The sequence below is a fragment of the Collinsella aerofaciens ATCC 25986 genome (assembly GCF_010509075.1).
In the GTDB taxonomy this organism is placed as follows: Bacteria; Actinomycetota; Coriobacteriia; order Coriobacteriales; family Coriobacteriaceae; genus Collinsella; species Collinsella aerofaciens.
In genome coordinates this window covers 1,753,192-1,779,468 of the sequence record NZ_CP048433.1, presented here as the reverse complement: position 1 = coordinate 1,779,468, position 26,277 = coordinate 1,753,192, and the positions used below count along the sequence as shown (strand labels likewise).

The window sequence follows — 26,277 nt, the reverse complement described above, 5'->3', positions numbered from 1 at the left end:
CCGGCAGTTAGGGACAGTCCCCAAGTGCCGGCCTTAAAAGTGGCGACGGATGGCGTCGACCATGCCCTGCGGCGTGGTTTGGCCGAGCACGTCGGCTGCGGCATCGGCGTCCATAAAGATGTTCATGAGCGCCTGCAGGGCCTCGACCTGACCGCCCGGCTCTGCGATGCCCAGATTGATGACGATCTGCGCCGGCACCGGAGCGCCCATGCCAGCCATAGCGTTAAATGTCACGGGCGCGGCGGGCTTCACCACCGCGATATAGGGCTTGGCCACAAACCCCGGATCGGTATGCGGAATGGCAATGTTTGCCGCCGGCATGGCAAGACCCGTGGGATAGGCATCCTCGCGCGTGCGAACGGCGTCGAGCCAACCGGATGCAATGTAGCCACGTGGTGCAAGCTCGCCCTCGAGCCGCGCGAACACCTCATCCGGCGTCGCACACTCCCAATCAAAAAACACCAGCTCAGACGTAAACAGCGCTTCGTTATCCGCCATGCGCTCACCTCTCTCATCTAGTCACCTGCGACGTTCTTGAATGACCAGTCGTTAAAGCCCGTTCCCGATGACTACCCAAAACAAAAGGTGGCCACGCGCGCCTTGGCGCCAATGACCACCCTGACTACTCGGCTAAATTGTACTGTGCGCTGCTAGCCGCGAGGCGCGTCAATTGCGACCTTGCCGCTCTCCAACACGTGGACGCGGCCGTCGGCGAGCATTTGCACGACCTCGGGATACAGCACATGCTCAATCGCATGGATGTGCTCCTCGAGCGTGTCGACATCCCAGCCCTCCTCGACAGCCAGCGCGCGCTGGGCGATGATGGGGCCGTTGTCGTAAATCTCGTTGGCAAAGTGCACGGTCACGCCGGTCACCTTGACGCCGCGCGCAAAGGCATCGTCAATCGCATGCGCACCGGTAAAGCTCGGCAGCAGCGCCGGATGCAGATTGACCACGCGGTTGGGAAACGCCGCCAGCAGAGGCGTGTGCACCATGCGCATGTAGCCGGCCATGACCACATACTCGCAGCCGCGCTCGAGAAGCTCGTGCGCGATGATCTCGTCAGCGGCGATGGGGTCGGCGTAGACATCCTTGGACAGCGTGAGCGTCTGGATGCCCGCGCGCTCAGCGCGCTGCAAACCCTTAGCCGAAGGACGGCTCGACACCACAAGCTCAATCGAAGCGTTGAGCTTGCCGGCGGCGATCAGATCGATCAGCGCCTGCAGGTTGGTACCCGAACCGCTGATGAGCACACCGATCTTGAGCGGCTCGGCCGTATCGGTGCCGGTCGGACGGGTGTAGGGCACAAAGCCCAGGCTCGCGGCAGCAGCCATCTGCTCGTTAGCGCTCATCGGAGTACACGACCTTACCGGAGCCCTCGACGCACTCGCCCACGCGGAACGGCTTCTCGCCCAGCGCGACCAGGGCCTCGGTCACGGCAGCCTCGTCCTCGGGGGCGACGATCAGGCACAGGCCAACGCCCATGTTGAAGGTCTTGCATGCCTCGTTGGGCGCGAGCTCGGCCTGGCGCGAGACGTAGGTGATGACGGGCGGAACGTCCCAACCCATCTCGGCGCCGTTACGGGTGACCACGGCGTCAACGTCGTCGGCAAGCGCGCGGTTGAGGTTCTCGGTGATGCCGCCGCCGGTGATGTGGGCGATGGCGTGCACCGGAGCGCCACCGCGCAGCAGCTCCAGAATCGGCTTGACATAGATGCGCGTGGGGGTCAACAGGGCGTCTGCCAGCGATGCGCCGCCGAGTTCCTCGAGCGGACGGCTCAGCTCCTCGGCCTTAGCGGCGGCCTCGGGCGTGCCCGGCTTAATACCGTCGACGCCAATGACCTTACGCACGAGCGAGTAGCCGTTGGAGTGCACGCCGGTGGAAGGCAGGCCCAGGATCACGTCGCCGGGGCGGACGTTCGCGGGGTCGAGCATCTTGGGACGGTCGACGACGCCCACGGTAAATCCGGCAAGGTCGTAGTCGGCAGGAGCCATGACGCCGGGGTGCTCGGCCATCTCGCCGCCCACGAGCGCGCAGCCCGCGAGCTTACAGCCGTCGGCCACACCCTTGATGATCTTTGCCATGTGCTCGGCCTCGATGTGGCCGATGGCAACGTAGTCCAGGAAGAACAGCGGCTCGGCGCCCGAAGCCAGAATGTCGTTGACGCACATAGCGACCAAGTCCTGGCCCACCGTCTCGTGACGGTCCATGATCTGGGCGAGCACGAGCTTGGTGCCCACGCCGTCGGTACCGCTAATCAGAATCGGGTCTTCCATATCCTTAAGCGCGGCAGCCGAGAACAGGCCACCAAAGCCACCGATGCCGCCGATGACCTCGGGACGGTTGGTGTCCTTAACCATCTGCTTAATAGCGTCGACGGCGCGGCCGCCCTCGGCGGTATCGACGCCGGCATCCTCATACGTCACATGCTTGCTGTCGCTCATCTGAGCCTTCCTCTCCCACTACCGTCCGCCGCCCGGGCGCCAAACGGTGCTCATAGTTGCGTTCATATCGGCGCACACCGCAGCGGCGCGCGCCGTAGTATCAACAAAACAGCAGATAAAACCTGCCAAAATAAACCTGTCCCTACATGACAGGTTTTAGGCCTCGCCGTGTTCCTCTTCCCAGCTGCGGTCGTCGTATTTCTCGACCACGGCGTCGTCGTCAAAGTGCAGCGGCTTGTCCAGGTTGCGGGGCTTAAAGCCCTCCATGAACTTGTCGCGGCCAAAACTCTCGGGAATCGCCACGGGGTAGCGGCCGGTAAAGCACGCATCGCAGTAACCGCCCTTGGGCATGACCTTAAGCAGGCCCTCGACCGAAAGGAAGGCCAGCGAATCGGCGCCGATATACTCACAAATCTCATCGACCGTCTTGTTGGCGCTGATAAGCTGCGACTGCACGTCGGTATCGATGCCGTAGAAGCACGGCCAGATGACCTCGGGCGAGTTGATGCGGATATGAATCTCCTTGGCGCCAGCGTTGCGTAGCATCTTGACGAGCTGCACCATGGTGGTGCCGCGCACGATGGAGTCGTCGATGACGACCAGGCGCTTGCCCTCGATGTTGTCGCGCAGCGGGTTGAGTTTCATACGCACGCCCATGGCGCGCAGCTCCTGCGTGGGCTCGATAAACGTACGGCCCACGTAGCGGTTCTTGATAAGGCCCTCGCCAAAGGGAATACCGCTCTCGTGCGAATACCCCTCCGCGGGCGGCAGGCCGGAGTCGGGCACGCCGATGACCAGATCGGCCTCGACGGGCTCCTCGTGTGCCAGCTGACGACCCATGTCGTAACGGCAGGCATAGACGCTCTTGCCGTTCATGATGGAGTCGGGGCGGGCAAAGTAGACCTGCTCAAAGATGCAGTTTGCGGGCTCTTCGGCTGCAGGCACGCCCTGCTCGGATACCAGACCCTCGGCGCTGATGCGCAAAATCTCGCCGGGACGAACGTCACGGACGTACTCGGCACCCACGATGTCGAGTGCGCAGGTCTCGGAAGCAACGACCCAGCCGCCGGCGCGCGTGACACGGACGGCGGAGTCGACCGTCGCGGCGCCGTCCTGCGACGGCAGCTGCGAAACGGATGCGGCATCGGCCTGGTCCAGGCCCTCGTCCACCAGCTTGCCCAGCACGAGCGGGCGAATGCCGTGCGGATCGCGGAATGCGTAGAGCGCCTGCTCGTTGATGAGCGTCATGGCGTAGCCGCCGCGCACGAGCTCCATGGTCTTGCGAATGCCCTCGCGCAGATGGCCTGTACGCTGAGTAAAGTAGCCGATAAGCTTAGTCGCGACCTCGGAATCCGAATTGGAAAGGAACGGCACGCCCAGCTCGATCAGCTGGCGGCGCAGCTCGTCGGTGTTGACGAGGGTACCGTTGTGCGCGAGCGCGATAATGACGCTGTTGATGGTAGAAAGATGCGGCTGCGAGGCTTCCCAGCTCTTGGCACCGGCAGTGCCATAGCGCACGTGGCCCACGGCCAGCTGGCCGGAGAGTGTCGACAGGTCGGCGTTGGAGAACACGCGGTCGAGCAGGCCCAGATCCTTGCGGACCATAACCGTGCCGCCATCACCCACGGCGATTCCCGCCGATTCCTGGCCGCGATGCTGCAGCGCGCGCAGACCAAAGTACGTCAGTCGAGCCACATCGCGATCGGGTGCCCACACACCAAAAATGCCGCATTCCTCATGCAGCTGGTCGGAGTCCGGATCATACGTCGACATGGTCTTCACCTGTCCCGCGGCACGCTCGGCCGCGCGGATGGTTTCTTGAGACATGGCATCCCCTCAGAGCCTCGTTATTTGGCGTTACCTGCCCTATTATACGCACGGCAAGACAAGCACTCCCGCGCATGAACAGCGCTTTTTAAAAGCCCACCGAGCTTATAATCCGTTTTGCAGCCAAACATTTTATTGGGCAACCGCCTCGGGGCCGACGATCCCGCATACTTCCGTTGCGACGCGTCTCGCCCGCCGTTGGGGCTTGCATTGTTGCAATTGGGTCGTTCGTCCTGTCTTTTGGCAGGTCGGCGGCGTATCCTTGTACCTACAGCAAAACGAGAAAGGTTATGTATGGATCGAAACGAACTCGACCCCAGCGTCCCCAGCGCCACGGAGGTCAAGAAGATCCCCCTCATCATTAAGGTATACGCCGTCCTGTGCATCCTGTCCGGCGTGGGCACGCTCCCGTCGGTCGGCGCCTTTATGTGGCAGGTCATCACCGCGCTCATCAACGGCAACGCCGCCGCCAAGCTCGGCGACAACACGCTCGTCGCGGTCGGACTGATTGTCGCCGGCATCATGCTCTCAGCTGCCAGTGCCGTCATCTTGATCATCTTTGGCCTTGACCTCATCAAGAACCAGCGCCGCAATGCCGCCCGTCTGTCCTATATCCTTATCGCATTGACCGTCGTCGAGCTTTTGGTTGACGTGATGCTCCAGGGCATCGGGCCTTTCTTGCTGCGCCCCGCCATCCAGCTCGGCATCCTCGTCGCGCTTTCGACCACCGTCGACCCCACGCTGCGCCAGGAGCGCGAGCTGCAACGCCGCCTGCAGGAAATGCTCGATCGCGACGCCGCCGCCGAGGGCATGCTCGGGCGCGATGAAACCGGCGAAGGCTACATCAAGCTCAACTACTTCAACCTGTTCTGGGTATTCTTTGTCTGCTGCATACTCGGCCTGATCGCCGAGGACATCTGGCACATGACGGTCGACGACCCGGGCGTCTACCAGAACCGCGCCGGCATGCTGTTTGGCCCCTTCAGCCCCATCTACGGATTTGGCGCCGTGCTCATGACCATGGTGCTCAACCGCTTCTACAAAAAGAACCCCATCATTATCTTTTTGGTGAGCGCGCTGCTCGGCGCAAGCTTTGAGGTGTTCGTGGGCTGGTTTATGCAGACCTCGTTTGGCGTGGTCTCGTGGAGCTACTCGCATATGAAGCTCTTTGGCATGCCCGATCCGCTCGCCGTCCTTACCGGTGGACGTACCTGCACGGGCTTCGCCTGCCTGTGGGGCCTGGGTGGCCTTATCTGGATCAAGCTGCTGCTGCCGAGGCTGCTCAAGCTCATCAACATGATTCCCTGGAAGAGCCGCTACTCGGCCACCGTCATCTTTACCATCATTATGCTGGTCGATGGCGTTATGACGCTGCAGTCGCTCGATTATTGGTATCAGCGCGTCAACGGCACGGAACCGGATATTCCCGTTGCGCAGTTCTACGGCAAGTACTTCGATAATGACTTTATGGAGAATCGCTTCCAGAGCATGACCATGAGCCCCAAGGATGCGACGCGCGTGTAGCGTCCACCGCGCCCAAAACGCAAAACGCCCGCCGGTATCACACGTACCGGCGGGCGTTTTTATAAACGAGCCTTCTATCGACGCAAGCCTCTACGCCTCGCGCTCGACCTCACTCACGCATTCGTTCTTGATGGTGCCAACGAGTGCCTGCAGCGCATCGACCACATGCGGGCGAATGTCCCCGCCGATGAGCACGAGCATGATGTCGTCACCCACGGCGAGCTCGCCGCTTGCCAGCCACACGCGCACATAGCCGATACCCGGCATCGCGCTCGTGGCCTCGATAGCAGCCTGCACCTTGCTGGCGTCGTAGCCGAACACCATGCCTCCCACCTTGTGGCCCGGCGCCACGCCATCGGTCTCGACACCGCGCGCCTCGGCCTTGGGCGTCGCACGCACCACACCGTTATGTGTCAGATACATACCGCACGCAGGTGCCGACGAATCGGCCTTGGCCTCGCGCAGCCAAGCATCAACCGAAGGCATCGTTTTGCCATTCTCGAGCATCATTTCCCCTTTCACCGTCATTGAGTAGCCCATTATCTATTCCTCGACCGGCGTGAGCACCATGACGGCACGTGTGTTGCTCAGCGATAACGAACGACAGGTCACAAGCGTTACGACCTTGGTTGCCGAGGCGGCGCGATCGGTGGCATCGCTCGCCACGGCAGAGGCACCGTCGAGCATCTCGGACAGGTAGTTCTTGAGCCCGTCGTCGCCCTCAAAATTGGATGTGCGCGCCTTGGAGTACGTATCCTCAACGACCTTGGTCGCCAGCGGACGCAGCTTATACGTAGCATCCCGTGTGATGTAGTACACATATTCAATGCTATCGAACGTTGCCTGGTCAGTCGTATCCGAAATCACGTTGAACATTGACCCATCGTTCATATGGTGGCCGTAGATCGTGGTCTGCTGGTCAACCATTCCCGGCGCGGTGTCATCGCTATCCAGGAAAATGGCCCCAGATGCATTGGCCGTACCGTCGAACAGCGTGTTGAGGTATTTGGAGTTGTTGTTGGTCTGCACCACGGGATAGTTGATGTTGGTTCCCGGCACATAAATCCAACCCACAATCTCGGGGTTTGTCTGAGCAAGTGCATCAAAGTCGATAATCGGCACGCCGCTGGCGTCCTTATCGCTTATATATTGCTTCTCGATTTTCTGATACGAATCGCTCGCCTGCTTATAGCCAATCTGAGCATTAATAAAGATAGCGGCAGCGGCGACAATCAGACCGATGCCCACGATGATGAGCAGAATGGGAATAATGGAGCGGCGCTTTTTGCGCGGCGGCTCGGTGTAATCCGACGGCGCGGCATGCGATGAAGACCGGGGCGGCTTCTTAGCGTTGCTATAAGATGAAGGTCGATATGCGGCCGGCGCGTCCTGTCGACGATGCGTCGCCGGCGTTACGGAACGCGGCGCGCGCGGCTGCTGAGGAGAGGATGTCCGACCCTGCTGTGCCGCATGGGCAGCACCCGGCTTCGACGGATCGGGAATCTGAGAAGCCTTGAATCGTTTTCCCTGATAGTCGGACATGGCTCTCCTTATACTGCGGTGAAACGGCGGAACGCCTAGGCGTCGGCCATCTCCTGCTTCATCTTCTCGATAACCTTGCGGTACTCGGGGTCGCAAGCGCCCAGAATCTGCGTGGCGTAGATGGCGGCGTTCTTGGCGCCGTTGATGGCAACGCAGGCCACGGGCACGCCCGAAGGCATCTGCACCATCGACAGCAGCGAATCCATGCCGCCCAGGTCACTCGTCTTCATAGGCACGCCGATGACCGGCAGCGGCGTAAAGGCAGCCACGACACCACCCAGGTGAGCGGCCTTGCCGGCGGCGGCGATAATCACTTTGATACCGCGATCGGCGGCAGTCGAAGCCCACTCGTGGACCTTCGCCGGTGTGCGGTGTGCGCTCGCAATGACAAGCTCATAGGGCACGCCCAGCGCCTCGAGCTCGGCGGTGCAACCTTCCATAACGCCCAGGTCGGACTTGGAACCCATGATGATCCCGACAACCGGCTTTTGATCTGCCATAAACAAAGACCTCCTGTTGAGAACGGCGACGCGGCGGATCCGCGACCCTTAACTACTGAGAGTAGTATAGCTGCTCCCGTCCCTGCGGTCTTTGTGGCGCTTCGCGGGCGGGCCAGGCTTTATCTTCACTCCGGTTGCTTCGCAAAGTCGTTCAGATAAAGCCTGGCCCGCCCGCGAAGCGCCCTGCGACCTACCGGGAATTGCCATGACGTACGTTGGCTGATGAATTGGAAGGAAAGGTCAACGGAGACTGAAGGCAATTGGTTCAGCGAAAAACCCTGACGAATCTAATTCGTCAGGGCCCCACCAACGCTCACTCGTCGTTCATCGTTAAAGCTAGATATTCTCTTCCGCCCATTTCTCGAAATCGAGTTCTCGTCTCTGAGCAGTTCGGTAGACTTCCATGTCTTCGCGAGCGCCTACCACTACGATGGCCATCTTTTCTTTAATTCTGATGAGGCGGTACACGATTCGAATGCCACTTCCCCTGAGCTTGATTTTCATAAAGCCAGTCAAATCCGTACCTGCCTTGTTTCCAAGAGGCTTGCCGAATCCACCTTCGTTCTGCGGCAATGGGTTCGTTCTGATTTTTTCTATAGCCTTAAGGACGATCTTTCGTTGGGAGCCGTCCAGACGCTTAATATCCTTGAGAGCATCCGGGTAGAAAGCGACTTCGTACCCACTCATTCAAACTCGACCTCATCCATCTGATCGAGTTCGTCCTGGCTCACACCCAGCTCTTCCATAACATCAGACAGGGAAACAAGCGCATCGTCACGTGCCACAGCCACTCTCTTAAGTGCCAACGTTAACAAGGCGAGGTCCTCCTCCGCTTGCTTCGCTTCCCTATATTCATCGGGTGTCACAATCACAAACGCTGGCTTGTTGTGTTTGAGAACCACAACTGGATTGTCGTCCCCAACCTTCGAAAATGCAGCCGAGCCCTTACCGTGGCTGAAATCGCTAATTGGAACAAGGTTGTCGAGCATCTGCAAAGCAGGCATACATACCTCCTAAAAATGAATTCTTTTTCGAATTCATTTTATCATTCTTTTTTGCTATATTGTACCACGCAACCGAAACAACCTTTTAGGATACGAATCCGAGCTTAGAATGACTGTTGGCCCTCGCACCGCCCTTGCCTCTTTTATTACGTCAAGTGGTATACAGCGAAGCAAAATGGCGATCTAAAGTGCGCGGCACTCACCTCGTATCGCTACAAAAAACAAACTGCTCCCCACCCACTCGGGCAAGGAGCAAGCCTCATTTTTAATCAGACTGAGAACCACGAATGCAGAAACACAGGCGACTTCAGTCCCTTATCGCCGAGAGACGTTATTGTACAGCCATTTCTTTAAGCTTCTCAGCCATCAACAAACACACGTCTTCCGATTGCGGGTACACGCCAAAATGATCGAAGAAACCATGGTCACATCCGGCATATTCGATGACCTCGACATCGATTCCTGAAGACCGTAATTTTGTAGCCCATTTTTCATCGGGGATACGAAGCGGATCGTATTCGGATGTCACGATAGTCACCGGGGGGAAATCAGTGCAGTCCTCAAGCATTAGCGCAGAAATCAACGGGTCATGAGGAGACATTTTTCCGTGTGCACAAAGTTCGACCATCGGGCCGTCCGAATCGCGAAGATGGTCGATGCGAAAACGCGCAACGTCCTCTTGATCGGCTATCGCAGGAAAATCCTCATATCCCTCGCCCTGTTCGCCCGCAAGGTCGACTTCAGGATAGATTTCGAAGGCATGGGCTACAGCTCCAGCACCCCTGAGCTGAACACACGCATTAGTAAGGCTTCCTCCCGCAGAGTCGCCGGCGACCATTATTTTATGAGGATCGATTCCGAGATCCCCGGCATGCTCACGCACATAATCAAGAGCAAGAACGCAATCCTCGATCTGCCCGGGAAATGCCGTCTCCGGCGCCAAGCGGTATTCCGGATAAACCACCACTGCACCAGACTTTTCGGCGATGAACTCGAGCTGATGTTCAAATTGCAGAACATTCCCCGCCATAAACGCGCCGCCATGCAGGTAAACTAGCGCTGGACTTGCCTCCTTATGATTTGGTGGCGTCCAGACGAATAAATCTATATAGCGATCGGCTGCCTCCATGAGGACCTCATCGCGCTGAACCTCACCATCGAGTAGGCGGTATGTCGGCTTATCCGGGCGATGACGCATTCCAATAAGGCTCGTCCAGCTCGGAGACATGCTAACATTCCGCATCTTCTTGCGGGATACCTCGAGAATTCGCGGGTCAAGCACATGCTCTCTTTCATCATCAGGAACCGGACGAATTTGAACCTCGAGTCCCCTCTTCTCGGTTATAAACGAGCGACCGGAGATGGCGCCAATCAACGCCTCGTCGTATTGTCTGCCCATCTTAAATCCCCTCTCGGCGATAACGCCAAATCGATATTTCCATAACTTTTGAGATAACGGCTTATGATGTCCTCAGTTGTCGTATATCTATGTACTAAAGAAACTGAAGACCAAGGGGTCCACCATGCCTGCAGCAAAAGACGAGCTCACTCAGCCAGAGCTTCTCTATCAGACCGTTGAAAACGATATCCTCAAGAAAATAGTTTCTGGCGAACTCCCCGGCGGCAGTCAGATTCCCACCGAAACCGAGCTTTGCAAGCAATACAAAGTAAGCAGGATCACCGTAAGACGCGCCGTACAGAATCTCATTGACCAAAACTTGCTCTACCGCCTGCGAGGCAAGGGGACATTCGTAAACCCATCGAAGCTCACCCTGAAACGAGGAACAAGCACCATTTTCAATTTGAGCTCCGACCCCCAATACGGCGATAAAACAACCAAGTCCATCTTGGAAACAGGCTTGATCAAGGCTGATGCCCACATTGCACGGGAGCTCAAAATTGACAACGGAACCGTAGTGCAACGAGTTGCGCGCTTGGTTTATATCGAAAATGCCCCCTGCGCCATCGACACCATTTATGCAACGCAGGGCACTCTACCCGGACTACTGGAGCTTCTCACAGACAATGCCAGTCTTTTCGACCTGATCGCCAACCATTACAGCATCGCAACCGGTATTGAGAAACTCAAAATCACCGCAGGAATAGCGGGGCTCCAAGAAGCAAACCTTCTCGGTTATATCGTTGGAGCCCCCGTGAGCGTTGTCGAGCACGTCACATATGCCTGCAATGAAATGCCGCTCCACTATTCGAAAACCGTTTGGCGAGCAGACGCATCGTCCTTCGAGTTCAGCATCTCAAAAGATGGACGCCTTCTCTAGCCCAAAATCCCCAGGACGCCGAGCACAATACCCGCAGCGAGAATGCCCACAATCTGCCAAATAATTTTGACCTGTTTCTTATTGCAAAGACACATGATCCCGAACGCGCAGAGCGGCAAAAGAGCCGGGAATATCCCATCGAGCGTTTCCTGCAACTTAAACGCGGTGTCGCCGAAGTTAAGAGCGAGCGGAGTGGTAACTGCAACGGTGGTCGCCACCATTCCACCAACTACCATTAGTCCCACAATCGCCAGGCCGGACGTAACTTTGTGCATTACATCAGAATCGTTCAGCTTCGAAATCATGCCACTGCCAAGCGAATAACCATACTGAAGCCCAAACCAGCGGATCAGGATCGTTGGGACATTATAAAGAAGCAGGAACAGGATTGGGCCGAGCAGACTGCCCGAAAGGCAAAGTCCTGTCACAACGCCCGTCGCAATCATGCGAAGCGTACTGGCAATCAGTGAATCTCCAATACCGGAAAGCGGAGCCATAAGCGATGCTTTCATGGCGTTAATTGAGGCGGTGTCAAAGTCCTGATTGTTGGCGTTTTCCTCCTCCATGGAGGCCACAATGCCGGCGACCAGAGGATTAAACGTAACTTGAATATTGTAGAACTCAAGATGACGCTTATATGCCTCGATCCGGTCTTCAGGCTTATCGTATAACCGCTTGATTACCGGAATCATGTCGTAGCAGAAACCAACGTTCATTTGTCGGTCAAAGCTCCACATGATGTTGAGTGGAAAGCTGCGCCAAAATAACGCCTTTAAGTCTTTCTTGGTTATTCTCTTATCGGTCGATTTATTTGACTCCGGCGAGAGCTCAAGAACATCATTAGAATTCGTTGTCATCGTCAACCTCCTTAGCGACCGCCGCACTGGCAGGCATAAAAATGTGAGCCATATTGAGAATCCCAATCAGGATCAGCGAAAACGCCACGATACCGATCGTCGGAATGTTTAGATAGGCACTCAGCAAGAAGCCTCCAAAGAATAGGAAGCTCAGCTCCTTGGTGGACAGGATTGACATAAGCTGCGCAAATCCAAGCGCGGGCAGAATACCCGTTGCGATCGTAAGCCCATTCGTAAGCCAATCAGGAATGGCGTCAATCAGTGCCTGAACAGCATCATTTCCAACGTAAAAAGCCACGCCGCAAATCAAGCCAAGCGCAATGATGTAGAGAATTCCATTGGTCCACATAGCGGCTGCAATCGTTTTGGGGTCGTCTTTTTCGGCACCACGATCAGCCCAGACAGCCATAGGAGGCGTAACAACGCTATACATAAGGCTGTCAAACATGCCGGCAAGCACCGCAGTGGGCATAGCAATAGTCAGAGCGGTCTCGGGACCCGCACCCATAGTAATCGCAAAGGCTGTTCCCAAAACTGAACCAACAATTACGTTGGGCGGCACGGCAGCACCAACCTGCCAGACCCCCATGAACGCGAGTTCGAGCTGGAAACCAACAATAACGCCAGTCGGAATATCACCCAAAAAAATACCGACGATCGCTCCGAGGACAATCGGCCGCTCGACCATCGCAGTACCGAGTAAATAATCCGATTGACCTATCGCAGCGGCAAGACCAACCAGAAAAGCCTGAAGCAGCATATTTCTCCCTCTTCCTACAAATCAAAACTTGTTACGATGCGTTTTTTCTCGCTAGCAACCTGCCTTACCTCGAACTCGATTCCATCAGCCATGGCTTTCTTAATTTCATTAATATCGGATTGGGAAAGGCGCACAGCAGGGCCAAGCTCCTTTACGCTGTCCCCCAACGGTCGAGCGCCGCCTAAATTCACAGACGTTATTTTTGGACACGCACGCGCAACTTCACAGGCGTCATGTACATTTCCCGCAACAACAATTAGCTCGTATTTATCCACCGCGCTTCCGTTAAGGGCCACGATGGAATCTTCTACACTTTTGACAACCAATTTGGCATCAGCGGGTTTTGCAATTCGCAGCGCTTGAATTCGCTCTTTGCTTGCGGCGTACTCATCTGAAACCACAAGAATAGCGTTTGCTTCAAGCGTTGGATACCAAGAGAACACGGTCTGCCCATGCACTAACCGGCTATCGACGCGACACAGTTTAATCATTTTGCCCCTTTCTCGACTTGAACACAGACAATCATCCTTGACTGCTAATGGCATATTACGTCATATGACGTAATATGCCATTACATAATATCTTGAACGGTTGAATATCACCGCTAAATGGTATTTATCTCTAAAAACAGGAGGTGCAGTCCGTCTAGACACAGTGCGTCGGGGCGAGAGGGGCCGAGTTTCCTCCTGAGCGACTCTGCTTGCAGCCGGAGCGAAAGGGGGAAATCTCGGCCCCTCCCGCCCCGGCCGGGCAGCTCGACCTAAACCGTGTGCTGCGGCAGGTCCTGCAGGGCGATGACGTCCATGCCCATGTCGTTGGCACTGCCGTGGCCCTGCTGGTCCTCGCGCACGGCCTCGATAGCACTCACGTACGTGTTGGCGGCAGACATCGCGGTCACGCAGGTCACGCCGCGGCGCACCGCCTCGGTACGCAACAGATAGCCGTCGCCACGCGAACCCGGGCCGTACGGTGTGTTGATGATTACCGCAATCTTGCCATCGGCGATCAGGTCGCCGATATTGGGACGCTCGCCGTCGTGCGGGCCGCTGATCTTCTCCACGACCTCGCACGTCACGTTGCCTCCACGCAGAACGCGCGCCGTACCCTCGGTGGAGCAGATATCAAAGCCCAGGTAGCGCAGGATGCGAGCGACCGAAAGGATATGACGCTTGTCGCGGTCGCACACGCTGATGAACACCTTGCCGGCGCTCGGGTCGGGCAGCTTGTAGTCAATCGCCAGCTGCGTCTTGGCGTATGCCTCGGGATAGCTCTTGGCGATACCCATGACCTCGCCCGTCGACTTCATCTCGGGCCCCAGGATAACGTCGGCACCGGGGAAACGACCCCAGGGCATAACGGCTTCCTTCATGCAGAACCAGTCCAGCTGGCGCTCGTCGCTCGGCAGGCCCAGGCTCGCGATGGAATCGCCTGCCATGATACGCGCCGCGCACTTGGCCAGCGGCACGCCGGTGGCCTTGGAGATAAACGGCACGGTGCGGCTCGCGCGCGGGTTTGCCTCGATCACGTAGACGGTCTCGCCCTTGATGGCATACTGCACATTGACCAGGCCGCGTACGCCCAGCGCCATCGCGATGCGGCGCGTGGTCTCGCGAAGCTTTGCCTGCAGGCTCTCGCTAAAGCTGAACGGCGGGATGCAGGTCGCGGAGTCGCCAGAGTGAATACCGGCCTCCTCGATATGCTCCAGAATGCCGCCAATGTAGACCTCTTCGCCATCGCACAGGGCGTCGACATCGGACTCGATCGCACCCTCCAGGAAGCGGTCCAGGTACACCGGGTAGTCGGGGCTAATGCGCGCGGCCTCGGCCATGTAATCGCGCAGGTGCTCGGCATCGTAGGCGATCATCATGCCGCGGCCGCCCAGCACGTAGCTCGGACGTACCAGCAGCGGGTAGCCAATGTGTGCGGCAACGGCCTCGGCCTCCTCAAACGAGGTGGCCTGACCCGCCGGCGGGTACATGATGCCCAGCTTGTCGAGCAGGGCGGCAAAGCGCTCGCGGTCCTCGGCAAAGTCGATGGCATCGGGCTTGGTGCCCATGATGTTCACGCCGCTCTCCTCGAGCATGCGCGCCAGCTTAAGCGGGGTCTGGCCGCCAAGCGTCACCACGACGCCATCGGGGCGCTCAACGTCGATAACGTCCATAACGTCCTCGTAGGTGAGCGGCTCAAAGTACAGGCGGTCGGACGTGTCGTAGTCGGTCGAGACGGTCTCGGGATTGCAGTTGACCATGATGGTCTCAAAGCCGCGGGCCGCCAGCGCATAGCTCGCATGCACGCAGCAGTAATCGAACTCGATGCCCTGGCCAATACGGTTGGGGCCGGCGCCCAGGATCATCGCCTTGGGCTTGTCCGCCGGCGTGGTCTCGTCGGGAGCCACGCACTTCTTGGCATCCGGACTCGTGCGGTAGATGTTCTCGTACGTCTTGTAGTGGTACTCCGTGGCGCTCGAGAACTCCGCAGCGCAGGTATCGACCGTCTTCATGCTGGGAACCACGCCCAGACCCTTGCGATAGGCGCGCACAAAGCGCTCGTCCGAGCCGGTCAGCGCGGCGATCTCGGCGTCGCTCGTGCCGTACTGCTTGAGCAGGCGCATCGCGTCGGCGTCGATATCCTCCACACGCAGGCCGCGGATGCTCTCCTGGACCTGCACCATGTCGTTGATGCGGTTGAGGTACCACGGGTCGATGCCGCAGGTGGCATGGATGCGAGCGATGTCCCAGCCACGGCGCAGGGCCTCGACCACAAAGAAGATGCGGTGCTCGGTCGGCGTGGCCACGGCTTGAGCGAGCTCGTCGTCGCTCAGCTTATCGGCACCCTCCTTGCCACCGGCGCAGATACCCTGGTGACCGTCCTCCAGCGAGCGCATGGCTTTGCCGAAGGCCTCCTCAAAGGTGCGGCCAATCGCCATAATCTCGCCCACTGCCTTCATGCGCGTGGTGAGCGTGGGGTCGGTACCCTTGAACTTCTCGAAGGCAAAGCGCGGCACCTTGACAACGCAGTAGTCAATCGTGGGCTCAAAGCAGGCAGGCGTTGCCTTGGTAATGTCGTTGACGATCTCGTCGAGCGTGTAGCCCACAGCCAGGCGCGCGGCGGCCTTAGCGATGGGGAAACCCGTGGCCTTGGAGGCCAGCGCGGACGAACGGCTCACGCGCGGGTTCATCTCGATGACGATCAAGCGACCGGTCTGGGGGTTCACGGCAAACTGCACGTTGGAGCCGCCGGTCTCGACGCCAATCTTCTCCAAGATGGCGAGCGACGCGACACGCATGCGCTGATACTCCAGGTCGGAGAGCGTCTGCGCCGGCGCCACGGTGATGGAGTCGCCGGTATGCACGCCCATGGGGTCGAGGTTCTCGATGGAGCACACGATGATGCCGTTGCCGGCGTGGTCACGCATGACCTCCATCTCGTACTCTTTCCAACCCTCGATGGACTCCTCGACCAGCACCTCGTGGGCAGGCGAGAGCTCCAGGCCCTGGCTCACGATGGAGACGAGCTCCTCGTGAGCATGCGCGATGCCGCCGCCGGCGCCGCCGAGGGTAAAGCTCGGGCGCAGTACGCAGGGATAGCCCACGCGCTCGGCGATAGCCTCGGCGTCGGCCACGCTGTAGGCATAGCCCGAGCGCGCGACCTCCAGGCCAATCTCGGCCATGGCCTCGTTAAAGAGCTTGCGGTCCTCGCCGCGCTCGATGGCGGCCAGGTCGCAGCCGATCATCTCGACGCCGTACTTGTCGAGCGTGCCGTCTTTCGCCAGCTCGACGGCGGCGTTCAGACCGGTCTGGCCGCCCAGCGTGGGCAGCAGCGCGTCCGGACGCTCTTTCTTGATCACGCGCTCGATAAACTCGGCGGTGATAGGCTCAACATAGGTGCGGTCGGCCAAGCCCGGGTCGGTCATGATGGTCGCCGGGTTGGAATTGACCAGGATGACCTCAAAGCCATCCTCCTTGAGCACCTTGCAGGCCTGGGCGCCGGAGTAGTCGAACTCGCAGGCCTGGCCAATAACGATGGGGCCCGAACCAATAACGAGGATACGCTTGATGTCAGTACGTTTCGGCATGTTAGTTCTCCTCGGTCTCGGTCGCGGCGGTCTCGGCAAAGTTCCAGCCAGCCAGGCGGTCCTTCGCGGTGTCGATGTCCAGGTAGTTCTCCTCGCCGTCCATGAGTCGCGTAAAGGCGGTAAAGAGATAGTGGGCATCGGTGGGGCCAGGCGAGGCCTCGGGGTGATACTGGACCGAGAAGCACGGGGCGTCGAGCAGCTGGATGCCCTCGGCGGTGCCGTCGTTGAGGTTCACATGTGTTAGGCGAATGCGGCCAAAGCGCTCGTTCATCACGACCGGCGCGATTCCGCGGCGCACCCAGACGCGCAGATCTCCATCGGCCGCATGCTCGGTCTCGCCGCCGGAAAGCTCGGGGACAAGCTTGCCCAAGCTGGGGAACAGCAGGCCAAAGCCATGGTTTTGCGCGGTGATCTCCACACGGCGGCTTACCAGGTTCATAACCGGCTGGTTGCCACCGCGGTGACCGAACTTAAGCTTTTCCATCTGGGCGCCGCAGGCCAGGCTGATCATCTGGTGACCAAGACAAATACCAAAGACCGGCACCTTGCCGATCAGCTGCTGCACCTGCTCGTAGGTCTCCACCACGGCGTCGGGGTCGCCGGGGCCATTGGACAAAAAGACGCCGTCGGGATTCATGTCGAGCACCTCACTCGCGGGCGTGTCCCACGGCACGACGGTAAGGTCGCAGCCGGCGCGGACCAGCCCCTCCAGAATGCCGCGCTTCACACCGCAGTCGTAGGCGACCACTTTGTGACGGGCAGGAGCGGCAGCCGAAAGCGCAAAGTCATGCGTGGCAGGCAGGTCGGCAGCCACAAACTCATGAGGCGCGGGGCAACTTACGGTCTTGACCAGGTTCTCGCCTACCAGCGTGGGCGCTGCGGCCAGACGCTCGGCAAGCTCGTCGACGTCGAAGATCTCGGTCGAGATAATGCCCATCTTGGAACCATTGTCGCGCAGATGGCGCACCAGAGCGCGGGTGTCGACGCCCTCGATAGCGACGATGCCGTGGGCGCGCAGATACTCCGGCACGCTGACGGCCGAGCGCCAGTTAGAAGGCGTGGTGCACATGTCGCGAACGATCATGCCGCGCATAGCCGGAGCGCTCGCAGGGCGCACGGCGTCGCCGGGGAAGGCCGACTGGACGTCGGTCTCGTCGATACCGTAGTTGCCGATCTGCGGATAGGTCATGGTTACGATTTGGCCGGCATAACTCGGGTCGGTCATGACCTCAAAGTAGCCCTCGAGTGAGGTGTTGAAGCAGACTTCGCCGGTCGCGGTGCCCTCGGCGCCGCATGCACGTCCATAAAAAATGGTCCCATCCTCAAGATACAGGATGCAGGGACCGCAGGTGCCCTTGCTGGTTTTGGCCAGCATACGCTGGCAAAGCTCGCTGGGCGCGAAGGTGCGGGCGGCAGCGCCCGCGGTATGGTTGTTCGCCATAATTCTCCTTCCCGGTCTCACAGGACCGGCTTAAAGGTGTGTAGTTAGGCCTCGCGGTATTGTAACCGCAAGCATGCCTCATGGCGTTAATTTCATCGAAATGTTTACGAAATGATAATTATGACTTTCTATGCATAATGATTTCTCTGGGACGGGGATTAAAAAATCATCCCGCGGGGCTTATGGCTCACGCGGGATGATGGCGTCTTACTTTTTCTTGTCCTGTTCCAGCAGTTCGGACGGTGTGCGATCGGGCTTGCCGCCGCGGAAAATCTCGCGGCCATGCAGACGATGCTCCAGGTCACGCTCGGCCTTTTCCTCGTCAATCTTGGTCTGGCTCACCACCGGATCCTCAATCAACGACGACACCGAGTTCACCTGCTTCTGAATGCGCTCGGCGATGGTGTCATCCATACTCACGATGCGCATCTTCCAGTCGATACTCGTGGCGTTGGATGAGCTCTTGGTCCACACGAACGTCAAAATGGCGCTCTGGTGGCCCCGCGCGGGGAACATGCCAAAGAAGGAATCGTGCTGAATGTTGCTATCCTCGTCGATATAGGCGTGAACGTTATACACCACGCGGTCGATCTTATCGTTGAGCAGCGCGTTGGTCGCAAGCGCCGCGGCCTGGATCTGCCCGTTGGACAGCAGCTCGAGCTCGTTGGCAGACGATGTGTCCAACACCGTCACCTCGACCGTGCCCGTACGCTCATCGGCTTCATCGACGGTAAAGTCGAGCGGGAACTGCGTAAAGCCGTTGCCCCACTCAAGGCCGCCCTTCAGCGCCGTCGAAACGGTATCGACCGAAACGCTCTCGGACAGGTTGGCGGTGTTCAGACGACGCATCACGCCGTAGCCAATCTGCATGCCCACGATCAGCACCAAAATACCGATGACCACGGCCATCGCGGTCTTCGTAATGGTATGGCTCACCTGCGAGCCCGAAGGATCGTCCTCGGACAGCGGGTCGATATGTTTTGCCTGGCTCGCGCGGTCCTCGCTGCGCAGCTGCGCTAGCGCCGCTTTGTCACCGCGCTTGGCCGCAGCCTCCTTCTCACGCATGCGCTCGGTACGCTTTTTGGCGAGCGTGGGATCCAAGACGCCGGATGCATCGATTTCGGAGAATAACTCCGTCACTTCTTCCGGAGTCAAAGGGTTCTTGTCAGCCATAAACTTCCTGTCATATCAATCAGTCGAGCTCGTGCGCACGCGCACCTTCGAACTGCATTCGATAGTAACGGGCATAGGTGCCGCCACGGGCGAGAAGCTCCTCGTGCGTGCCACGCTCCACAACGCGACCATGCTCAACGGTCGCAATCTCATCGGCATGCTTAATGGTCGAAAGACGGTGGGCGATGATAATCGTGGTGCGGCCGCGTGCCAGCTCTTCGAGTGACTCCTGCACCGCCTCCTCGCTCTCGTTATCCAAAGCACTCGTCGCCTCGTCCAAAATCAGGATCTTGGGGTTCTTGAGAAACACGCGCGCGATGGCAACGCGCTGCTTCTGTCCGCCCGAAAGACGGCTGCCGCGCTCGCCCACCACGGTGTCGTAGCCCTGCGGAAGCGACTCGATAAAGGCATCGATGTTGGCGCGACGGGCGGCCTCGGCGATCTCTTCTGCCGTAGCGCCCGGCTTGCCGTAGGCGATGTTCTCGCCAATCGTGCCGTCAAACAGATAGACATCCTGCTGCACCAGGCCGATGGCGCGGCGCAGGCTCTGCTGCGTCACATCGCGCACGTCCTGACCGTCGATGCTAATGGATCCGGTAGCCACGTCATAAAAGCGCGGCAGCAGCGAACAGGTCGTGGACTTGCCGCCGCCCGAAGGGCCAACCAAAGCGATGGTCTGCCCGGGCTTGATGGACAGGTCCATATGGTCGATAACGGGACGCTCGTCGGCATAGCCCTCGCCCAGCTCGACATCCTCGTAGTTAAAGCACACGTCGTGATACTCCACGGCGCCAGCAGTCACCTGCAGATCCGTAGCGCCCGGCTTGTCCTGGATATCCGGCGCGGTCGAGAGCACCTCGTCCATACGTTTAAAGCCGGCGATAGCCTTCTGATACGTTTCGGCCGAATTGACGAGCGTCTCAAGCGGCGTGCAGAACAGCGAAATATAGAGTGCAAAGGTCGCCATATCGACCGCCTGCAGCTGTCCCTTGGCGACCAGCCAGCCGCCCAGCAGCACCACGATCACATAGAGCACACCCGAGAGCAGGCCATACGTCGCGGTATAGACGCCCATGGCGTGATACATGTTCTCCTTGGACAAAAGGTAGCGGTCGTTAGAGGCACGGAACTTGGCACGCTCGGTCTCCTCGTTGGCAAAGCTCTTGACCACGCGCATGCCCGCCAGAGAATCCTGCAGCTGTGCATTAATGCCGCTGATCTTCTTGCGGTTGTCGCTAAAGACCTCGCGCATGCGCATGTTCTGCCAAAACATGATGACCGCAAACGCCGCCGTCACCACGGCCATGGCAAGCGCCAGCACCGGGGCGATGGTAAAGAGGATCACAAACGAGCCGATGATCTCGATGCCGCAGATGATGATCCACTCGGGCACGTGGTGCGCCGCCTCGCAGATATCGAACAGGTCGTTGACCACGCGGCTCATCATGTCGCCCGAGCTGTTGCGGTCGAAGTACGCAAAGCTAAAGCGCTCATACTGGTCGAACAGGTCCTCGCGCATTTTGGACTCCATACGCGCGCCCATCACGTGACCCCAATAGCTCACAAAATAACGGCAGGCGCAGCGGGCGGCATACATCAGCACCAAGCCCACCGCGATCATGCCGAGCGCCTGCATAATGGCAGCCTGACCCTGAGTAAACAGCCCACCGGTCAAATTGCGCAGGATAATGGGGAACGCCAGGTCAATGGCGGCAAGCACCAGAGCACAAACAGTATCAGTAACAAAAAGCCCCATCTGGGGCTCGTAATACGAAAGAAACCTCTTAAACATGCAGTCCTCGGAGATAAAACAATAACGTAAGACCCTGGGGCAAATAATCAGTAGCGTTTGCCCCAGGGTCGCCCTCGCTTTTAAAGCTCAGTTCCGCCCAGCCTGTGTGCGATGCTGTCACAGGCCAAGGCGCCTACGACGGTCTTGGCGTCTTCGATCTTGCCGTCGAGCACGGCGTCGATCAGCTCGTGCAGCGGCACCAGGTCCACGTTGACAAACTCGTCATCATCGGGGTTGGGCGCATCAAACTCGAGCTTGGTAGCCAAGTAGATGTGGATGATCTCATCGCAAAAACCGCAGGACGTGACAATCGACGTCAAAAAGCGAATACGACCAGCCCTAAAGCCCGTCTCCTCATGCAGTTCGCGCTTGGCGCAATCGAGCGGGTCCTCGCCTGGATCGAGCTTGCCGGCGGGAATCTCGACCGTCACGCGGTCGATGGCGGTGCGGTACTGACGCACCACTATGATCTTGCCGCTCTCGGTCAGTGCTACAACGGCCGCCGCACCCGGATGGCGAACGATATCGCGGGCGCTGCGGTGACCGTTGGGCAGCTCAACCTCAAGACGGTGGACGTCGAGGATCTTGCCCTTCCAGGCGCACTCCTCCGAAAGAATCTTCTCGTGCAGCTCGGTATCGTGCGGGTCGTCGTCGCCCAGCACCAGCGCCGGCTCGTCAGCGACCTCGCCACCAGGCTCGCCCTCGGCGTGCCCATACATGCGGCTGTCCTCTTCGACGATCTGCGCGTCCACGAGCTCTTCGTTCTTCTCGTCCATCCGTCTCATTCCTCTCGGATTTTAGGCATCCCAGGCGTCGCGGCCGCGCAGCGCGCGCAGGCCGATGTCGTGACGCAGGGTCTTGCCCTCAAAATCAATCTTCTCGCAGGCCTCGTAGGCAAGGTTGCGAGCGTTCTCGAACGTGTCGCCCAGAGCGGTCACGGCAAGCACGCGGCCACCATTGGTCACGAGCTGGCCGTCCACCACGGCAGTGCCCGCGTGGTACACGGTCACGTTCTCCATGGCCTCGGCATCGGCGATACCGGTGATGACCTTGCCCTTCTCGTAGCTGCCGGGATAGCCCGCGCTCGTCAGGACAACGGCCACGGCCCACTCGCCGCGCCAGTCGAGCTCAATCTGATCGAGCTCGCAGTTGGCGCAGGCGAGCATGACCTCGACCAGGTCGTTCTTAAGGCGCGGCAGCACGACCTGCGTCTCGGGGTCGCCAAAGCGGGCATTGAACTCCAGCACCTTGGGGCCGGCAGGCGTGAGCATAAAGCCGCCGTACAGGCAGCCGCGGTAGTCGATACCCTCGGCAGCGAGCTCGGCCACGGTCTGCTCCATGACCTTCACCATGGTGGCGTGCTCCTCGTCAGTCACGATGGGCACCGGGCTGTAGACGCCCATGCCGCCGGTGTTGGGACCAAGGTCGCCCTCAAGCGCGCGCTTGTGGTCCTGCGAGGTGGCCATGGGGCGCACGGTCTTGCCGTCGGTAAAGGCCAGCAGCGAGCACTCGGGACCAACGAGCATCTCCTCGATAACCACGGTGTTGCCGGCATCGCCAAAGGTGCCGCCAAAGCACTCGCGCACGGCCTCCTCGGCCTGCTCAAGTTCGGTCGCCACGATAACGCCCTTGCCTGCGGCAAGGCCGTCGGCCTTGACGACCAGCGGGGCGCCTTGCTCGCGTACGTAGGCGAGAGCCGAAGCCTCGTCGGTAAACGAGCCGTAGGCTGCCGTCGGAATGCCCGCACGCTCCATGAGCTGCTTGGAGAACAGCTTGGAGCCCTCCATCTGGGCGCCCTCGGCACCCGGGCCAAAGCAGGGAATACCCGCCGCGCGCACGGCGTCGGCCACGCCCGCCACGAGCGGAGCCTCGGGGCCAATTACCACGAGTCCGCATCCGTGGCTCTGCGCAAACGCCGCCACGGCCGCAGGATCGCAGTCGTCGAGAACAACGTTCTCGCCGCAGCTCGCGGTGCCGCCGTTGCCCGGCGCGATGTAGAGCTTGCCGGCGCGCGGTGATGCTGCGAGCTTGGCTGCCAAAGCATGCTCACGGCCGCCGCTGCCCAACAACAGGATGTCGATGGTTTGAGTGTCCGCCTTCAAGGGTGCCTCCTCTATGGATGAATGGCCCGCTCCGCGCGAGCCCCTTGCAAGCAAATATACCCCTCGGCCGCCCACCCGGGCTGCAAAGGGGTATATCGCAATAACCAAATAGTCCCGATTACTTCCAGAATCGGTTGATGATCTGCTCGCGACCGGCACCAACGCCAATGAACGTCACGCGGGTGTGTGCCAGATCCTCGATAAACGCCACGTAGTCCTGAGCCTCCTGCGGCAGCTCCTCAAAGCTGCGGCAGCCGGTGATATCGCACTTCCAGCCAGGAAGCTCCTCGTAGATGGGCTTGGCATGCTCAAAGCGCACCTGGTGCTCGGGCACGCTCGTGTAACGCTCGCCATCGACGTCATAGGCAACGCACACCTTAATGGTGTCGAAGGCCGAAAGCACGTCGAGCTTGGTCATGGCGATATCGGTAAGGCCGTTGACGCGCGAGGCGTAGTTGGCGATGGGGCCGTCGAACCAGCCGCAGCGACGACGGCGACCGGTGGTCACGCCGTACTCGTAGCCCTCCTCAGTCAGCGTGTGACCGGCCTCGGACTCATAGGAAAGCTCGGTGGGCATGGGACCCGAACCAACGCGGGTGATATAGGCCTTCATGACGCCCAGCACGCGGTCGACATTCTTCATACCGACGCCGGAGCCGGTGATGGCGCCGCCGGCGGTGCAGTTGGAAGACGTCACGTACGGATAGGTGCCGTGGTCGATGTCGAGCAGCGTCGCCTGGGCGCCCTCAAACAGCAGGTCCTTGCCCTCGTCGATCATGTTGTTGAGCAGCAGGCTCGTCTCGGTGATGTAGGGACGCAGGCGCTCGGCCATCGGCAGGTACTCGTCACAAATCTGATCCACGGTGTAGGTGGGCAGGTTGTAGATGAGCTCGAGCTCGGGGTTCACGCGGGCGAGAGCGGTCTCCAGCTTGTCGCGGAACAGCGCCTCGTCCAGCATGTCCTGCATGCGCAGGCCAATGCGGGCCATCTTGTCCTGATAGCACGGGCCGATGCCGCGCTTGGTGGTACCGATGTTCTTCTTGCCGAGCTTCTGCTCAAAGGCGCCATCCAGATCAATGTGGTACGGCATGATGACATGCGCGTTGCCGCTAATCTTGAGGTTCTTGGTGGTGATGCCGTCGGCCTCGAACATGTCGATCTCCTCAAGGACAACCTTGGGGTTGACGACGCAGCCGTTACCGATCACCGACACGTGGTCAGAATACATGATGCCGGAGGGCACCTGGTGCAGGCCGTACTTCTTGCCGTTGACGACGATGGTGTGGCCGGCGTTGTTGCCGCCCGAATAGCGCACGACGGCATCAAAGTCGCCGGCGACCAGGTCGCAGATCTTACCCTTGCCCTCATCGCCCCACTGGGCACCGACCAAAACGGTTGACGGCATGTTTACTCCTCACATTCATGGACTGTCTACGCGCCATGCCGGCACGCAGAAGCACAAAACATTCCCAGTATACCCGTGCAACGGGCGCCTGTCCTACTCCTCGGCATGTGCCCCATCAAGCTCATAGAACTTGGTGGATGCCGGCAGGAACATCAGGTCGACGTCGCCGATCGGGCCCGAACGGTTCTTGGCCACGACGATACGCGTAACGCCCTCGTCGGGTCGATCGTCGCGCGAGGCTTCGGCCTCGTCGGCGGAGCGGTCCAAGAACATGACGATATCGGCGTCCTGCTCGATGGAGCCCGATTCACGAAGGTCGGAAAGCTGCGGGCGCTTGCCGGTACGGGATTCGACCTGACGCGAGAGCTGCGACAGCGCGATGAGCGGGATCTTGAGCTCCTTGGCCATGATCTTCAGACCACGCGACATCTCCGAAACCTCGACGGTACGGCTCTCGGAGCGGCGTCCCGGCGGAGGACTCACCAGCTGCAGGTAGTCCAGGATGATGATTGCCTTCTCCTTGTTATGGAGCATACGGCGGCTCTTGGCGCGAATCTCGGTCACTGTGGTGCCGGGCGTATCGTCAATCAGAATATCGAGCTTGGACAAGGTCTGCGTGGCCTCGTTGATATTGGCCCACTGTTCGGGGCTAATACGGCCCATGCGGAAGTCACTGATCGAGATCATGGCGTAGGCGCAAATCAGACGCTGGGCAATTTCCTTGCCCGACATCTCCAGCGAGAAGAAGCCGACGGTATAACCAGCAGCGGCAGCGTTAAGTGCCAGGTTCAGAGCGAACGACGTCTTACCTACAGCAGGACGGGCGCCGATAATGATGAGCTGACCCTCGCGGAAGCCCATGAGCATGCGGTCGAGCGACGGGAAGCCCGTGGGCACGCCCGCAGCCTGGCCACCGGCCTGGCACACTTCCTCGGCCTCGTTATAGGCCTCGACCATAAACTCGGTCAACGTCTTGTAACTCGACTTGACCTCGCGCGCCGTAACCTTGAGCAGCTTGCTCTCGGCCAGCTCGACAACCTCTTTGGTGTCGGTGGGGGCATTATATGCCAGCGCGTTGATCTCGTTGGTGGCGCCGATCAGCTCACGCAGCATCGAATCGCGGCGAACGATGGCGGCATGATGCTGCCAGTTGACGAGCGACAGGGTCTGACCCATCAACTCCAAAATGTACGCTTCGCCGCCCACGGCATCGAGCTTGTTGATGCTTCGCAGGTAATCGATCAGCGAGATGGAGTCGATGGGAATGCGGCTGTTGTACATATCGACCATCGCGGTATAGATGGTCTTATGAATGGGCCGGTAGAAGTCATCGGGCTGCAGCTCGACCTGGGCTTCTTCGACCACCTCGGGCGATAGCAGCATAGCGGCCAGCACATTGGCCTCTGCATCTTGGTTTTGGGGAAGACCCAACTTTGAGCCGCGGTCCTCGACCGTCAGCCCGGTCTCCCTATCGTCATATGCCATGAGCATCCTTATTCATATCGCTTGCGAGCATCCATAGTATCAGCTACGGTCCCAAAACGCGCCGCG

General features: G+C 59.3%; 23 protein-coding genes. 2 read left to right on the top strand and 21 right to left on the bottom strand.

What is annotated here, in order from left to right; all coding sequences use genetic code 11:
• Positions 1-33: 33 nt before the first annotated feature.
• From GXM19_RS08045 to GXM19_RS08030, 4 genes are all read right to left on the bottom strand, one after another.
• Positions 34-498: a PTS sugar transporter subunit IIA gene (locus GXM19_RS08045; protein WP_006235803.1), complete on the bottom strand. Its 465-nt coding sequence runs from the start codon at positions 496-498 to the stop codon at positions 34-36.
• 152 nt (positions 499-650) lie between these two features.
• Entirely contained in the window at positions 651-1,352 is a 702-nt protein-coding gene (gene purN, locus GXM19_RS08040) for a phosphoribosylglycinamide formyltransferase (RefSeq protein WP_006235804.1), read from the bottom strand.
• Positions 1,342-2,445, bottom strand: a complete 1,104-nt coding sequence (purM, locus tag GXM19_RS08035; RefSeq protein WP_006235805.1) for a phosphoribosylformylglycinamidine cyclo-ligase — start codon at positions 2,443-2,445, stop codon at positions 1,342-1,344. Before purM ends, purN begins: the two co-directional genes overlap by 11 nt.
• 156 nt (positions 2,446-2,601) lie before the next feature.
• Positions 2,602-4,272, bottom strand: a complete 1,671-nt coding sequence (locus GXM19_RS08030) for an amidophosphoribosyltransferase (RefSeq protein ID WP_006235806.1) — start codon at positions 4,270-4,272, stop codon at positions 2,602-2,604.
• Positions 4,273-4,566: 294 nt separating this feature from the next.
• Between GXM19_RS08030 and GXM19_RS08025 the strand changes: the two genes are divergently transcribed.
• Positions 4,567-5,796 carry a putative ABC transporter permease gene (locus GXM19_RS08025; protein ID WP_006235807.1) on the top strand — a complete coding sequence of 410 codons (1,230 nt, stop codon included), beginning with the start codon at positions 4,567-4,569 and terminating at the stop codon, positions 5,794-5,796.
• 90 nt (positions 5,797-5,886) lie between these two features.
• Here GXM19_RS08025 and GXM19_RS08020 read toward each other — a convergent pair whose 3' ends face one another.
• From GXM19_RS08020 to GXM19_RS07995, 6 genes are all read right to left on the bottom strand, one after another.
• On the bottom strand, positions 5,887-6,336 hold the full coding sequence (locus GXM19_RS08020; protein WP_006235808.1) for a molybdenum cofactor biosynthesis protein MoaE: 450 nt from the start codon (positions 6,334-6,336) through the stop codon (positions 5,887-5,889).
• Positions 6,337-6,339: 3 nt separating this feature from the next.
• Positions 6,340-7,338 carry a class B sortase gene (locus tag GXM19_RS08015; protein WP_006235809.1) on the bottom strand — a complete coding sequence of 333 codons (999 nt, stop codon included), beginning with the start codon at positions 7,336-7,338 and terminating at the stop codon, positions 6,340-6,342.
• 35 nt (positions 7,339-7,373) lie between these two features.
• Positions 7,374-7,838, bottom strand: coding sequence for a 5-(carboxyamino)imidazole ribonucleotide mutase (gene purE, locus GXM19_RS08010; protein ID WP_006235810.1), 465 nt, complete (start codon positions 7,836-7,838; stop codon positions 7,374-7,376).
• Positions 7,839-8,174: 336 nt separating this feature from the next.
• Complete coding sequence (locus GXM19_RS08005; protein WP_006235811.1) at positions 8,175-8,525, bottom strand: type II toxin-antitoxin system RelE family toxin; 351 nt, start codon at positions 8,523-8,525, stop codon at positions 8,175-8,177.
• Positions 8,522-8,842, bottom strand: a complete 321-nt coding sequence (locus GXM19_RS08000; protein WP_006235812.1) for a type II toxin-antitoxin system prevent-host-death family antitoxin — start codon at positions 8,840-8,842, stop codon at positions 8,522-8,524. The genes GXM19_RS08005 and GXM19_RS08000 overlap by 4 nt, the downstream gene beginning before the upstream one ends.
• Positions 8,843-9,173: 331 nt before the next feature.
• A complete protein-coding gene (locus GXM19_RS07995) occupies positions 9,174-10,241 on the bottom strand; it encodes an alpha/beta hydrolase (protein ID WP_006235813.1) in 1,068 nt (355 codons plus the stop codon).
• Positions 10,242-10,365: 124 nt separating this feature from the next.
• Between GXM19_RS07995 and GXM19_RS07990 the strand changes: the two genes are divergently transcribed.
• Positions 10,366-11,121 carry a GntR family transcriptional regulator gene (locus tag GXM19_RS07990; protein WP_006235814.1) on the top strand — a complete coding sequence of 252 codons (756 nt, stop codon included), beginning with the start codon at positions 10,366-10,368 and terminating at the stop codon, positions 11,119-11,121.
• On the opposite strand, the gene GXM19_RS07985 is transcribed toward GXM19_RS07990, so the two are convergent.
• The 11 genes from GXM19_RS07985 to dnaB form a co-directional block, all read right to left on the bottom strand.
• Complete coding sequence (locus GXM19_RS07985; RefSeq protein WP_006235816.1) at positions 11,118-11,978, bottom strand: PTS system mannose/fructose/sorbose family transporter subunit IID; 861 nt, start codon at positions 11,976-11,978, stop codon at positions 11,118-11,120. The genes GXM19_RS07990 and GXM19_RS07985 overlap by 4 nt on opposite strands.
• Entirely contained in the window at positions 11,962-12,738 is a 777-nt protein-coding gene (locus GXM19_RS07980; protein ID WP_006235817.1) for a PTS mannose/fructose/sorbose/N-acetylgalactosamine transporter subunit IIC, read from the bottom strand. Before GXM19_RS07980 ends, GXM19_RS07985 begins: the two co-directional genes overlap by 17 nt.
• A gap of 14 nt (positions 12,739-12,752) precedes the next feature.
• Positions 12,753-13,229, bottom strand: a complete 477-nt coding sequence (locus GXM19_RS07975) for a PTS sugar transporter subunit IIB (protein WP_006235818.1) — start codon at positions 13,227-13,229, stop codon at positions 12,753-12,755.
• Positions 13,230-13,498: 269 nt separating this feature from the next.
• Positions 13,499-16,813: a carbamoyl-phosphate synthase large subunit gene (gene carB / locus GXM19_RS07970; protein WP_006235820.1), complete on the bottom strand. Its 3,315-nt coding sequence runs from the start codon at positions 16,811-16,813 to the stop codon at positions 13,499-13,501.
• A gap of 1 nt (position 16,814) precedes the next feature.
• The gene (gene carA, locus GXM19_RS07965) at positions 16,815-18,254 is read right to left on the bottom strand and encodes a glutamine-hydrolyzing carbamoyl-phosphate synthase small subunit (RefSeq protein ID WP_006235821.1); all 1,440 of its coding nucleotides are present in this window, start codon (positions 18,252-18,254) and stop codon (positions 16,815-16,817) included.
• 207 nt (positions 18,255-18,461) lie between these two features.
• The gene (locus GXM19_RS07960) at positions 18,462-19,427 is read right to left on the bottom strand and encodes a hypothetical protein (RefSeq protein WP_006235822.1); all 966 of its coding nucleotides are present in this window, start codon (positions 19,425-19,427) and stop codon (positions 18,462-18,464) included.
• 19 nt (positions 19,428-19,446) lie between these two features.
• On the bottom strand, positions 19,447-21,219 hold the full coding sequence (locus GXM19_RS07955) for an ABC transporter ATP-binding protein (protein WP_006235823.1): 1,773 nt from the start codon (positions 21,217-21,219) through the stop codon (positions 19,447-19,449).
• An 80-nt stretch (positions 21,220-21,299) separates the two neighbouring features.
• A complete protein-coding gene (locus GXM19_RS07950) occupies positions 21,300-21,995 on the bottom strand; it encodes an NUDIX domain-containing protein (protein WP_006235824.1) in 696 nt (231 codons plus the stop codon).
• A 21-nt stretch (positions 21,996-22,016) separates the two neighbouring features.
• On the bottom strand, positions 22,017-23,321 hold the full coding sequence (purD, locus tag GXM19_RS07945) for a phosphoribosylamine--glycine ligase (protein WP_040359685.1): 1,305 nt from the start codon (positions 23,319-23,321) through the stop codon (positions 22,017-22,019).
• A 118-nt stretch (positions 23,322-23,439) separates the two neighbouring features.
• Positions 23,440-24,726, bottom strand: a complete 1,287-nt coding sequence (locus tag GXM19_RS07940) for an adenylosuccinate synthase (RefSeq protein WP_006235826.1) — start codon at positions 24,724-24,726, stop codon at positions 23,440-23,442.
• Between the two features lie 93 nt (positions 24,727-24,819).
• A complete protein-coding gene (dnaB, locus tag GXM19_RS07935) occupies positions 24,820-26,217 on the bottom strand; it encodes a replicative DNA helicase (protein WP_006235827.1) in 1,398 nt (465 codons plus the stop codon).
• Positions 26,218-26,277: the final 60 nt, after the last annotated feature.